This window comes from Lactobacillus ultunensis DSM 16047 (genome assembly GCF_001436305.1).
GTDB classification, from domain to species: Bacteria; Bacillota; Bacilli; order Lactobacillales; family Lactobacillaceae; genus Lactobacillus; species Lactobacillus ultunensis.
In genome coordinates this window covers 31,947-45,174 of record NZ_AZFO01000002.1, presented here as the reverse complement: position 1 = coordinate 45,174, position 13,228 = coordinate 31,947, and the positions used below count along the sequence as shown (strand labels likewise).

The window sequence follows — 13,228 nt, the reverse complement described above, 5'->3', positions numbered from 1 at the left end:
TAAGTAAGGTGATATGCTTTATATGTAATGCATATGTCTTTGAAAATGCTTACAAATGATGCATAATATTCTGTGAACAAATCAAAAGTATATATTTTTATCTTGATTTTAGTATTTAAAAGTATATGCTTAGAAATGAAAGCGGTTGTACAGGAGCAAGAATATTTTGGCGCATGTATAATCTTTTGTTTACAAACTAATGAAAGCGTTTTATAATGTTTGGTGTAGATTAAAAAAAGCTAATTAAACTATAAAATGTAATAACCAGGAGGAAATTTTATTATGGCTGAACAAACTATTATGTTAAATTGTAGTGCTGGTATGAGTACTTCACTTTTAGTAACTAAGCTGCAAGCTGCTGCTAAAGAAGAAGGTATTGATGCTAAGATCTTTGCTTGCCCAGCTTCAGAAGCTGATGACAAGATTGCACAACAAGAAATTGATTGTGTTCTTCTTGGGCCTCAAGTAAGTTACATGAAGGGTGACTTCGAAAACAAGGTTAAAGGCAAGGGCAAAGACGGCAAGGATATTCCTTTGGACGTTATCAACATGCAAGACTACGGCATGATGAACGGTAAGAACGTTTTGGCACAAGCCGAAAAGTTAATTAAGGGCTAATTTAAATTAGCTAAAAAGGAGATACAGATTTTATGGCAGAAGAAAAGAAAACTCCAGAGCAAAAAGAACAAGAAACATTGATGGCCGCTATGGGTCTCATTGCTAACGGGGGAAATGCAAAAAGTTTAGCATTTGAAGCTATTCGTTTGGCAAAGAAGGGCGATATTGATGGTGCACGTGCTAAGCTGAAGGAAAGTGACAAGTCACTTCTTGAAGCCCACAATTCACAAACTGGGATGCTTACTAAGGAAGCACAAGGTGACCACATGCACGTTACATTGTTGGTAGTACACTCACAAGACCACTTGATGAATGCTATTACTTTTAGAGATTTGGCTGGAGAAATGGTAGATCTTTACGAAAAGCTGTATAAATCTGGCGCTCTTAAAAAAGAAGAAAAGTAATCGCTGATTAAATAGCTCCTGCGAAAGCAGGGGCTATTTTTTTAACTTAAAAATGATAGACTAAGAATAATGACTATAAATCAATTGTTTTAGATGGAGAAAATTATGAATAAAGAAGAAGTAGCAAGAGAAAAAACTGAAGCTGCTAAGAAGAAACATGAAGCAAGTATCAGATATTTGTACTTTAGCCGCTATTTGATGATTAGGTATGTAGTAACTATTTTTTTGTTTTCAAACTTAATGTGGTTTATTATTAGTGCTTATTATGGCAGCAGAGTAGGAATCTTTGCTGCGCTAATTATGGGTATTTATTCTGCCGTAGCAAGTTTTGAGCAATTATCTAAGATGCATAATCGTAAAAGAGATATACCGATTACGCGAATTTATCTCTATGTTCAATTAGTCTTTAACATAATATTGGGGATATTATTATTTACATCAATAAAAAAAGAGATTTTCCCGTTTATAATTAATCAAGATACTATGTACTTTATGCTGGGATTTTTATTAATCGGAATATTTCTTTGTCTTTTATGCGAATATAGAGTCCATCAAATAATCAAAAATCAGGATCGTTATTACAAAGTAATTGAGACTTTTAAGCAACATCAACAATAATTATTGGAGAAAACTTATGGTAAAACATAAGTTTTTTTATATTTTTTAAGGATCTGTAAATCCCAGTATATTGGGAAAAGTTTAGACTTTTAAAGTTAAAAGTATAACGTATGACAAATAAAAACGTTTACATACGAAACCGCTTTCGCTATAATGAAGTTGTTCAGATTTAATGAATTGTTTCAGAAATATTGGGGGAAAGAAATATGGCTGATTCAAACTCTGCTTCTTTCAAAGACAAGATGGCTGCCAAAGCTGGTAAGTTTGCATCATCTCGTTTTGTTAGAGCTATTATGGACGCTGGTTATAGCGTTATTTCGTTTTCAATTATCGGGGCATTCTTCTTAATTTTGACTGTATTGCCTCAAGCATTTCCAATTCCTGGATTTGCTGCATTTTATGCAAATACGTTGGGTCGTTTTACCAACTTGTTCCAAGTTGTTTATAACTCAACTATGGGTATCTTAGCTTTAGTATTTGCTGGTACCTTTGCATATTCATATACTAATATTTACCGTCAAGAAGAAAAGTTGGACTTGGTTCCAATGAACGGTTTGTTAATGTTCTTGATGGCCTTCTTCATTACTGTGCCAGAACTTATTTGGAAGAATGGATCAATTCAATTTATTACCATTCTTACCAAGGCTAAGATGGTTGCTGGCGGTTATGAAGCATCAACTGGTGGTATTACTAGAATTGCCTCAGTTGGTATTTTCACCGGTTTGGTAATTGCATGGTTAACAGTTCAAATCTACCGTTACACTGTTAAGCATAACTGGAGAATCAAGATGCCTGCATCAGTTCCAGCTGGTGTTGCTAACTCATTCAGTGCTTTGATTCCAGGTTTCTGTATTGCAGTTGTAGTTGCTGTTATTGAATTGATTTTGGTAACTTTAGGAACTGATATTTTCAAGGTTCTTTACATTCCATTCTCATTCATTAGCAACATTGCTGATACTTGGTGGGGCTTCCTCATCATTATCTTCTTGATCCACTTCTTATGGTGGTTCGGTATTCATGGTGCCACAATTATGAGTTCATTCTATACTCCAATTGTTTTGGCTAACATGGCTGCTAACGTAAAGGGCGCAACTCACTTCTTTGCAGGTGACCCAATGAACGCCTTCGTAATCATCGGTGGTTCAGGTGCTACTTTGGGTATGGCCATTTGGTTAGCCTTTGGTTCACGTTCAGCTCAATTAAAGGAAATTGGTAAGGTTGAATTAGTTCCAGCTATCTTCAATATTAACGAACCTATTCTTTTCGGTTTGCCAATTGTTTATAACATTAACTTGTTAGTTCCATTTATTTGTGCTCCACTTGCATCAGGTCTTGTTGGTTACATTGCTGTAACTACACATCTTGTTCCTAAGATTATTGTTCAACAACCATGGCCAACACCTATTGGCTTGAGTGGTTATATTGCTACTGTTAGTTGGCAAGGTGCAGTTCTTTCAATCGTCTGTGCAATTATTGCTTTCTTGATTTGGTTCCCATTCATCAAGCACTACGACAATGTATTGCTTAAACAAGAAAAAGCAGACGCTGCTAAGAACTAAGATTAAAAAATATTATTAATTATTAAACTTTGAACGATAAAAGGCCGTAACTCGATTGAGTTACGGTCTTTTTGATGCTGAGAGGGCAATTCTAAGCAGCCATATTAGCATAAACGTTGTCAGCCATTCGTTTTAATTCTTTGTTTGCTCCCATTTTCAGTTGCCAGTTATAAAACATGGTTTGCAATTTACCGTGATGTTCACGCTCAAAATGCTTCATTTCTTCACTGAAGGTAATTTTAACACCTTGATCATTGTCTTCGGTTAAATACTTAATGACAATATCAAAGCGATCAGAGACAAAATGAGCGGCATATACTTTGCCACGTTCGTATTCAGTGATCTTTACTTTAGCACCGGATTGCTCATACTCTGTGCCTGATTTCAATACTACAGGCATGTCATTGTTGCGTGCCTTCTTAATGCTGTCAATTAGTTGACGATCAAGGTAGTCAAAGAAATCTTTTGCCTTGAAGTTGTATTGTTTAGTAATAGTTATCAATATTTTTTCCTCTCTATATCTAAGCTATTAGTTTAATAATATCTTTTTACAAAAAAAGAGTCTAGCTTTTCACTAGGCTCTTTGAACTATCTATTAATCTAAGTCATCACCGTTTGAAGCAATAACCTTCTTGTACCAGTAGAAGGAGTCCTTAGGGTAACGCTTAAGTGAACCATGACCACGATCATCACGATCAACATAAACGAAGCCATACCGCTTCTTCATTTCACCGGTACCATTTGAAACGAGATCGATTGCTGACCAAGTAGTGTACCCCATTAAATCAACTCCATCAATAGTGACAGCATCGCACATTGATTTAATTTGGCTTCTTAAGTAATTGATTCGGTAATCGTCGTGAACTGAGCCATCTTTTTCAAGAGTATCAGCAGAGCCTAAACCATTTTCTACAACCCATAAAGGCTTGTGATAACGATCCCAGAGGTCATTTAAAGCAATTCTTAAAACATCTGGATCAGTTGCCCAACCCCAGGCATTGCTTTTAAGATAAGGGTTCTTAACGCCACCAGCGGTTACATTACCAGAAGCTTTAGCATCTGCTCCATGAGTAGTTAAAACATTAGAAGTGTAGCAAGAGAAGCTTAAGAAATCGGCAGGATACTTAGCGATTAAGTCATAGTCTTCTGCTTTATCATTAAGTTCAATACCATCACGTTCATATTGCTTTAAGCGGTAGTCTGGATAACGTCCACCAGTTTGAACGTCGCTGAAGAACAACATTTCTTGCTTAGCCTTCATTACTTTTAATTGGTCTTTAGGATCACAAGTATATGGATAGAAAGCAGAGTAGGCTAACATTTGACCTACACGATTATTAGGATCGATTTGATGAGCCAACTTAACTACTTTAGCGCTTGCTACGAATTGGTTATGTGCACCACGAGCTCTGTTCTCTTCACTACCATCGATTAAACCACCACCCATATAAGGGGCCATATCCATGGCATTGATTTCGTTAAAAGTAAGCCAATATCTAACTTTTCCTTTATAATGATTCATCACAATATCGGAATAATGAACAAAGGCATCAATTAAATGACGATCTTTCCAGCCACCAAAACGAGTGATCAAGGAAAGGGGAGTCTCATAGTGAGACAAAGTAACTAATGGCTCAATACCATATTTACCACATTCATCAAATACTTTGTCATAAAAAGCTAACCCTTCTTCATTAGGAAGCTTGTCATCACCATTGGGTAAAATTCTTGACCAGTTCATGGATAATCTGAAAATGTCAAAGCCCATTTCAGCCATCAATTTAATATCTTCCTTATAATGATGGTAAAAATCTGTTCCTTGGTGACTAGGGTAGTAATAGCCATCCACGATAGCTGGGATAGCTCCTTCTGGCAGCTTGAATTCTTTACCCCAAACTAATGGAGTAGCTCCAGTTTCGCCATTTGGCTTTTTCCAAGTAACTTTACGTGGTTCAGTTGCAGAACCATTGGTTAAAACATCGACAGCGTTTAATCCTTTGCCGCCTTCATCATATCCGCCTTCATATTGGTTGGCGGCTGTAGCGCCACCCCAAGTAAAACTATTTTTAAATGACATAAATTAACCTCTAAAAACGATTATTATCTAACAAAACATAGTCACGTGCATCATAGCGATTACGACTGACTGAATATTCAATTGGCTGTCCATTTGTTAGCCAGATGATCTGTTCTAATTCAAGCATAGGATCATCTGCTTTTGCATCTAAGTACTTAATATCGTATTGATCAGGCTTCTGGGCACGAATCTTACGATAAGCATGACCAAACTTTAAATGCAATTTCTGGTGAATATAGTTGTAAATAGAAGAGTGAAGTATTTTTTCATCTAAATCAGGGACCAACTTAATTGGCATAAAAGTGTGTTCAATAATGAAAGGATGATCCTCATAAACTCTGAGACGAATGATATTATAAATTGGTTCATTTGCCTTTAAATTTAGATTCCTTTGCATTTGCTCATCTGGAAATTCAACAGAGAAATGTAAAATCTTACTTTTAATTTTATCTTTCCCTAGTTGATTTTGCAGACCTGTAAAGGCATTGGCGGGAGCATCTATCTGAGATTTAATAGGAATTTCTCCTGCTACAAAAGTTCCTAATCCAGATTGTTTATAAACTAAACCTTGACGTTCTAGTCCATCAAAAGCCTTCTTTACAGTTAATCGACTAACGTTAAACTCTTTAGCAAATGCCTCTTGGTCGGGTAGGGGTTCTTGTTTGCTATAGACGCCATCTTCGATTCTTTTCTTTAATTCACTTGCGACCTCTAAATATTTTGCCTTTGCCATGTTTATCATCCGATTTCTAATTAGATTACTATACTTATATCTCTATTTTAGAACAAAAGTCTATACTTTACCAAAAAAGAGATGTCATTTTACTATATTTTTATAGTTCAACGACATCTCTTTTTCTTATAGTTAGGAAATTACTTTAAGTCTGCAATGCCTTTTTCAATTTCGGCATCACAATCAATTGGTAATCGTAAAATCATTTGACCATCGATTTCAATACCTTTAGGTATTTGAATAATACCAGGGAAGTGATAGCCGTGATGAGCTTTAGTTTCATTATCAAGATAAACCGAAACTTGTCCATCAGCAGATACGCCAATCTTGAAATGATGACCATTACGATCAAATTCGTTTACAATTTTAACTTCATCTGACATTTTTTTGATCCTTCTAATAAAGAGAAATTACTAAATTTGAATTAAGCGTTAGTTGTTGAACCTGTTTTAGCAGCTTTTGCAGCTTCACGTTTTACAAGAACATTATCGTACTTCTTAGCAAATGGCCAGTAAATAGCAGTTGAGATAAGTAACGTACATGCTTGCCAAATGGCCATCTTCCAACCACCGATCAGGAACCCTGAAATTACGGCTGGTGTAGTCCAAGGAGCAGCGAAACCGTTAAGTGGTGGAACAATACCAGTTCTAATTACTAAGTAAGTTGAAGCAGCTACAACTAGTGGAGTTAAGAAGAATGGAACTGCAAGGAATGGGTTCATAACAATTGGTAAACCAAAGAGGAATGGTTCGTTAATATTGAAGATACCAGGTACTAATTCCAATTTACCAATTGACTTCAATTGAGCTGATTTAGCAGCTACAAGAATGAAGATAATCAAACCAATAGTAATACCTGAACCAGTTAAGTTAATAAAGTTGTTGTAGAATTCGTTGGTAACAACGTGTGCACCTTGTGCAATAGTTAATTTACCAGCCTTGTATAATTGAGCGTTATCAAATGAGTTAGCTTGAAGCATAGGACCAGCAAGTGAACCAACGATCAAACCACCGTGGACACCGAAGAACCAGAAGAATGGAACAAGGAAACCGATAGCAATAGCACCACCAAATGAGTCTGAGATACCTTGCAATGGAGTTTGAATAGTGTTGTAAGTCCATTGTAAGAAGTCAGTGTGTGCAAATAAGTTGAAGCCACCGTAGATAAGCATAGAACCGATTAAAATGATACCGGCAGGAATCATAGCAGTAAACTGGTTAGCAACTGCAGGTGGAACTTGTTTAGGAAGCTTAATAGTCCAACCTCTTCTAACAATGCCACTGTAAATCCAACCAACAAGAAGACCGATAATAATAGCAGCGATCATCCCGTCACCACCAAGCCAGGTGATGTTGAATACACCAGTTACAGGAGCTTCGATGTAAGTTTGAACTGCATGTGGTAATTGACTAATAGCATCACTAAATTCTTTAGCCTTCATGCCGTTAGGAATACCACTAGTTAAAGCAGTCTTAACAGGAGAAGCAATTGACAAAGTTTGAAGCATTAAGAATGCAGCACATGAGGTAAGACCTGGTGCTAAAGGTTCGAAACCTTCATTCTTAACATAGATGTAGGCAATACCAATTGATGCCCACAATGACATTACTGAGAAAGTTGTAGTGTAAGCTTGGTTAAAGATAGCACCCCAACCAGATGCATTAATAGCATTTGCGACAGCTGGAATAGGAATATTACCTAAAATCAGGAATATAGAACCAATAATAATGAATGGCAAAGTATAAATCATACCATTCTGCAACGCAACAATAGCTTTCGTGTTAACGAATTTCATTACTGGAGGCAGAATTTTGCTGTTAACAAAATTACTGAAACCAGATTGTTTTTTATCAGCCATTATAATTCATCTCCATTGTCTTTAAATACCTTTTGGAACCAGTAGAATGATTTCTTAGGTACACGTTTTAAATCCTTAAGATCATGATTAGATCTATTTACATAAACAGCACCGTAACGCTTTTCCATATCAGCATGGGAACTTGGAATATCAATCAAGCCCCAACCAAGATAGCCAAGTACTTCAGCACCATCATCAAAAATAGCATCCTTCATGGCTTTAATATGATCACGATGGTAAGCAATACGCTCATCATCTTCTATCATGTGTTCACCATCCCAAGTTTCCTTGAGACCTATACCATTTTCTATTGGGAAAATAGGGATACGATAGTAATTATACATAGTAGTAATCGCATTCCTAAATCCGAGTGGGTCAATTGCCCAACCCCAATCGTTAGTCTTAACAAATTTGGATTCAACTCCACCTTTATTGAGATAACGGTTAGGTGCTTCACCAGCTGGAATTTTATCACTTGATAAAACCCAAGATGAATAATAAGAGAAAGCTAAGAAGTCAGCTTTTGCTTTCTTCATAATCTCTTTATCTTCATCGGTAATGTCCATGTGAATATCATGATTCTTCATGTATTGCATTACTTCTGGTGAATAGCCGTGACCTGTGTCAGCATCGTAAATGTTAAAGTTCAAGAACTCCTGCACTTGCTTAGCTGCCCAGACATCAGCTGGTTTACTTGTAGCTGGATAAATTTGTTGGTAAGCGAGCATTCCACCGATCTTTACATCTGAGTAATTTTCGTGAATGTAGTTTGCTAACCGAATATGACACATCATCGTATGATGGAAGATAGTGTACATATCATCCAAACTCTTATCTCCAGATTCATAACCTGAAATATTGAAAACTTCATCTTGGAAGTATAGGTTATGTTCATTGAAGACGATCCAATATTTGACGCGATCACTAAAGTGATCAATCATTTTTTTACCGAAACGGACGAATGCATCAACCACATGTCTTGACATAAAGCCATTATATTTTTTGGCTAAATTCAAAGGCATATCGAAATGGTAAAGACAGATCATTGGTTGAATGCCGCGTTTGAGCATGGCATTAATTAAACGGTCATAGAAGTCGATACCTTTTTGGTTGAAATCGCCGTCGCCATCGGGACATACACGTGACCATGAAATTTGTATTCGATACATATTCATGTGCATGTCCTTCAGCAAATCAAGATCTTCATCGTATCGATGATATTCGTCGATTGCTACATGCCAATCAGTAGTATTGTCAGTAGCCGGTCGGACATCATAGACGGAAAGACCTTTACCATCTTCATTCCAGGCACCTTCAGTTTGCATACTTGAAACTGAATTTCCCCAGAAGAATGTAGATGGTAGTTTGCGCTTTTCAGTCATTTATTTCTTCTCTCCCTCTGTAAGCACTTTCAATTCTCTACACCAATTAGTATATCAGATTAAATATAAAAATAAAGACTTTTTATATTAAAAATATATACTTTTATTTTGAGTAAAAGAAAAAGCCCATAACCAAGGGCTTTATAAGATGCTTAAAAATCTAAAAATAACAAATAATTTATCTTTTTAGTTATTCTTTTATTGATGGTTTTGTTCAAAGTCTGCCACTGCACCACGAAGATTTGCTTCACTCTTTAACTTACAGAGGACAATATCTGGCTTTAAAGTTACAAGATCTAGACCATCTCTTAAGCGATCGATTTCTTTGTTTAAAAGTGGTATTAATTCAGGGTTATTAGAAATACCACCACCAAGAACAATTTTTTCTGGATCAAAACTGTGTTGAATGTTGTAGATGGCTACAGCTAAAGAATGGATTAAAGTTTGACGGACATCGCTAGCTACAGGGTCATCTTGATCTGCCAATTCAAAAATAGTTTTACCATCTAAATGCTTGCCAGTTCTTTCATTGTATCTGTTAGCCATTGAGACAGGGGAGGCAAGTTCGCTTAAAGTATGGTCTCCCATAATCATGTAGCCGAATTCGCCACCAAATAAATGGGCACCATGCCAAACTTTATGATTAATAATTAAAGCACCACCGATACCTGTACCGATGACGAAGAAGGCCATGCTGTCGCATCCCTTACCACTGCCTTCTGCAAGTTCACCAAGAGCAGCAGAATTTGCGTCGTTTTCAATGGAAACAGGTAAGCCAAAACGCTTCTCTAATTCGTCAACAATTTTGAAGTTGTGAATATATGGGATTGCACTTGATCCGCCAATAATACCTGTCTTTTGGTTAACGGCACCAGGTGAGGAAATTGCAACACCTTTGATGTCAGTATTTTCTTTAATTTTGTTGACTTCATCAGTTAAGACTTGATAGAAACTTTCCAAATCTTTGGGTGTATCAACTGCATGTTTGTCTTGTAATTGATTGTCTTTCCAAGTTGCGATTTTAATAGTTGTACCACCAATGTCAATTGCGGCTAAATCCATTTTTATATTCTCCTTAATTTAAAAATCTATACTTTTCAAATCAATCATAATTGCTTTTGAAAGCGTTGTCAATAAGCTGACTAATGTTAAAATAAAAGTAAGCGAAGAGAGTTTTACTCCAAGGAGAAAAATATGAATTCAATTTTTGAAAATAGAAGAGCTGTAAGAAAGTTTAAAGCAGATGCAGTTTCAGACGAAGATATTAAGAAAATTGTTGCCGCATTTCAAACTTCACCATGTGGCATGCATCAAGCCGATGTGATGAACCTGGTAGTTGTAAAAGATAAGGGTCTGCGTAGTAAAATTGAGCAGGTTACAGGTAATAGTTGTTATAATGCTCCTGTTTTATTTATAATCAATACCAAAAAAGATAGCATGTTTGGTGAACGTGACGCATCAGCTGCTGCAGAAAACATTATGCTTGAAGCTACGGACCTGGGCTTAGGTTCAGTCTATGTCATGGGTGGAGCTGTTAAACTTAATGATGATGCCGATCTTCAAAAAGAATTAGGCATTGATCAAGCTTATCAAACAACGGTTATTGTCTCTGTCGGAGAAATTGCTGAAGAACCTGAAAAAGAAGATCGTTCACATCGCTATCAAGTTACCATTTATTAAGTTTATGAAAGGGCTGTTAATCAGTCCTTTTTTTAATATATAATTGAGTTAACTAAATAGTGAAAATGGTGAATTTATGGATAAAAAAAATTTAGTAGGAGTGTCGGCTTTATTGCTGACTGCAACCTTATCTGGTTGTAGCCAGGTTCATTTTGGTAGGGATGCTATTACAATTGGTGCTAAGAAGACAGAATCTAAGAAAAAAGAAGCAGTAAAAAAGCAGTCTTCTCAAAAGAAAGTAGTACCTAAGAAAAAGACTGCGTCAGCAAAGAAAACTACTAAGAAAGTAAAGAAAAATAAAAAAGTTAAGAAGACTAAAAAGGTAGTTAAAACTAATTGGAATAAAGCTAAAACTAACAAATTGCAGATAGCAGTTAATAAATGGAGTAGAGCGGCTGGTAAAAGATATCGTTTCTATGACGGTATTCATCTATTGAAGACTAAAAAGGGCGCAACTTACCCGACTGTTTTTACACAAAACAACTTCATTTTGAATAAAAAGACGATAAAGCTTGGTTATAGTCCGCTAGGCAAAAACAAGTATCAATATAATGTGGTTGCAATTGCTAATGCAGATTTTAAGACTTGGCATAATACTTACTTATTCTGTCTAAAAAATAATAAGCTAATTATCTTACTTGACCAGTCTAAAAAGGGTGGATCCATAATAGTTAAGAAGGTTAAAGATCCTGTATTAAACAAGGATTTTGAAAAAGTTTATCAGCAATAATTGAATTAAATATAAAACAAAAAAGCATGTAGAAATCAATCTACATGCTTTTTGTTGAAATTGTACTCGGTTAATCGAAATTAATCGTGGTCAACGCTGTCTGGGAAGAATGCCAGACGTTCGCCGCCGTCAAGTTGTTCTTCGATTTCAAGTAAGCGGTTGTACTTTTCAACACGTTCTGAACGAGCTGGAGCACCAGTCTTCAATTGACCACCGTTTACAGCAACGGCTAAGTCAGCGATGAAGGTGTCACCAGTTTCACCTGAACGGTGAGAAATCATAGTGTTGTAACCGTTCTTACGTGACATACGAACAGTTTCAAGGGTTTCAGTAACAGTACCGATTTGGTTCAACTTGATTAATGAAGCGTTACCGGCACCTTCCTTAATAGCCTTCTTCAAAAGTGCTGGGTTAGTACAAATGAAGTCGTCAAGAACGATTTGGATACGGTCTTTGTGGCTCTTAGTGAACTTAACCATACCGTCAACATCGTTTTCGTCATATGGGTCTTCCATTGACATTAATTCAGGGAATTCCTTCAAAAGCTTGTCGTAGTATGCAGCTAATTCTTCATCGTCAAGAACCTTGCCTTCAAGGTGGTACTTGCCGTCTTCCTTGTTGTAGAAGTATGAAGCAGCACAGTCACATGCGATACCAATATCTTCACCTGGCTTGTAACCAGCCTTGATGATTGATTCGTGTAAAGCCTTCAAAGCTTCTTCTGAGTTCTTCATGTTAGGTGCGAAACCACCTTCGTCACCTAAACCAGTTTCGTAACCCATGTCTTCAAGAACTTTCTTCAAAGTGTGGTAAGTGTTAACGATCTTTTCGAAACCGTCACGGAATGAAGTCTTCTTGATTGGAGTGATCATGAATTCTTGGATGTCGATACCGTTGTCAGCGTGTTCACCACCGTTGATAACGTTGTGGAAAGTTTGTGGCATTTCAAGATCAATACCGCCAAGGTAACGGTACAAAGGTTGGTGTGAGTCCTTAGCTGCAGCAACAGCACAAGCCATTGATACACCTAAGATAGCGTTAGCACCAAGACGACCCTTGTTTGGAGTACCGTCTAAGTCGATCATAGTTTGGTCGATCTTAGCTTGGTCATGAGCGTCCATACCCTTTAAAGCCTTAGCAATTTCAGTGTTAACATTGTTAACAGCCTTTGAAACGCCCTTGCCACCAAGACGTGAACCACCGTCACGTAATTCAACAGCTTCGTTTTCACCAGTAGAAGCACCTGATGGAACTTCTGCCTTACCTACGACACCGTTTGAAAGGGTAACGAAAGCTTCGACAGTTGGGTTACCACGAGAGTCAAAAATTTCGAGTGCGTGTACATTTTCAATAACTGATTTGAGCATTAATAAACCTCCTCAAAAATTATGGCATGTTTACAAATTTATACATACCATACGGAACAATTTTTGCTCCGCTTTACAATTCAAATTTTAGCCTAACTTTGTGATTGTGTAAACATATGAAAGCGGTTTACATTTTAAAAATTCGTAAAGCACATTAAAAAATACTATATCAAAGCGCTATAATATATGTAATAAAGCGATT

Annotated in this window: 14 protein-coding genes; 6 read left to right on the top strand and 8 right to left on the bottom strand. The window is 36.6% G+C overall.

Annotation, left to right across the window (positions count from 1 at the left end; all coding sequences use genetic code 11):
- Positions 1-282: 282 nt before the first annotated feature.
- From FC57_RS00880 to celB, 4 genes are all read left to right on the top strand, one after another.
- The gene (locus tag FC57_RS00880) at positions 283-618 is read left to right on the top strand and encodes a PTS sugar transporter subunit IIB (protein WP_007125454.1); all 336 of its coding nucleotides are present in this window, start codon (positions 283-285) and stop codon (positions 616-618) included.
- Positions 619-650: 32 nt separating this feature from the next.
- A complete protein-coding gene (locus FC57_RS00875; protein ID WP_007125455.1) occupies positions 651-1,022 on the top strand; it encodes a PTS lactose/cellobiose transporter subunit IIA in 372 nt (123 codons plus the stop codon).
- Between the two features lie 105 nt (positions 1,023-1,127).
- Complete coding sequence (locus FC57_RS00870; protein ID WP_040529375.1) at positions 1,128-1,640, top strand: PTS cellobiose transporter subunit IIA; 513 nt, start codon at positions 1,128-1,130, stop codon at positions 1,638-1,640.
- Between the two features lie 206 nt (positions 1,641-1,846).
- Positions 1,847-3,199, top strand: a complete 1,353-nt coding sequence (gene celB, locus FC57_RS00865) for a PTS cellobiose transporter subunit IIC (RefSeq protein ID WP_007125457.1) — start codon at positions 1,847-1,849, stop codon at positions 3,197-3,199.
- Positions 3,200-3,290: 91 nt separating this feature from the next.
- Here the strand turns inward: celB and FC57_RS00860 are convergent, their stop codons facing one another.
- From FC57_RS00860 to FC57_RS00830, 7 genes are all read right to left on the bottom strand, one after another.
- The gene (locus FC57_RS00860; protein WP_007125458.1) at positions 3,291-3,701 is read right to left on the bottom strand and encodes a DUF3284 domain-containing protein; all 411 of its coding nucleotides are present in this window, start codon (positions 3,699-3,701) and stop codon (positions 3,291-3,293) included.
- A 93-nt stretch (positions 3,702-3,794) separates the two neighbouring features.
- A complete protein-coding gene (locus tag FC57_RS00855; protein WP_007125459.1) occupies positions 3,795-5,276 on the bottom strand; it encodes a family 1 glycosylhydrolase in 1,482 nt (493 codons plus the stop codon).
- A gap of 10 nt (positions 5,277-5,286) precedes the next feature.
- Positions 5,287-6,009, bottom strand: coding sequence for a GntR family transcriptional regulator (locus tag FC57_RS00850; protein ID WP_040529376.1), 723 nt, complete (start codon positions 6,007-6,009; stop codon positions 5,287-5,289).
- A gap of 140 nt (positions 6,010-6,149) precedes the next feature.
- Entirely contained in the window at positions 6,150-6,392 is a 243-nt protein-coding gene (locus tag FC57_RS00845) for a hypothetical protein (RefSeq protein WP_007125461.1), read from the bottom strand.
- 41 nt (positions 6,393-6,433) lie between these two features.
- On the bottom strand, positions 6,434-7,867 hold the full coding sequence (locus FC57_RS00840) for a PTS sugar transporter subunit IIC (protein ID WP_007125462.1): 1,434 nt from the start codon (positions 7,865-7,867) through the stop codon (positions 6,434-6,436).
- Positions 7,867-9,249 (bottom strand): glycoside hydrolase family 1 protein, encoded by a 1,383-nt coding sequence (locus FC57_RS00835; RefSeq protein ID WP_007125463.1) that lies wholly within the window; start codon positions 9,247-9,249, stop codon positions 7,867-7,869. The genes FC57_RS00840 and FC57_RS00835 overlap by 1 nt, the downstream gene beginning before the upstream one ends.
- A gap of 198 nt (positions 9,250-9,447) precedes the next feature.
- Complete coding sequence (locus FC57_RS00830) at positions 9,448-10,311, bottom strand: ROK family protein (protein ID WP_007125464.1); 864 nt, start codon at positions 10,309-10,311, stop codon at positions 9,448-9,450.
- Positions 10,312-10,443: 132 nt separating this feature from the next.
- On the opposite strand from FC57_RS00830, the gene FC57_RS00825 reads away from it, so the two are divergent.
- Both FC57_RS00825 and FC57_RS00820 read left to right on the top strand, forming a co-directional pair.
- Complete coding sequence (locus FC57_RS00825) at positions 10,444-10,929, top strand: nitroreductase family protein (protein ID WP_007125465.1); 486 nt, start codon at positions 10,444-10,446, stop codon at positions 10,927-10,929.
- A gap of 76 nt (positions 10,930-11,005) precedes the next feature.
- Positions 11,006-11,659, top strand: a complete 654-nt coding sequence (locus tag FC57_RS00820; RefSeq protein WP_007125466.1) for a DUF4767 domain-containing protein — start codon at positions 11,006-11,008, stop codon at positions 11,657-11,659.
- An 80-nt stretch (positions 11,660-11,739) separates the two neighbouring features.
- On the opposite strand, the gene eno is transcribed toward FC57_RS00820, so the two are convergent.
- Complete coding sequence (eno, locus tag FC57_RS00815) at positions 11,740-13,026, bottom strand: phosphopyruvate hydratase (protein WP_007125467.1); 1,287 nt, start codon at positions 13,024-13,026, stop codon at positions 11,740-11,742.
- Positions 13,027-13,228: the final 202 nt, after the last annotated feature.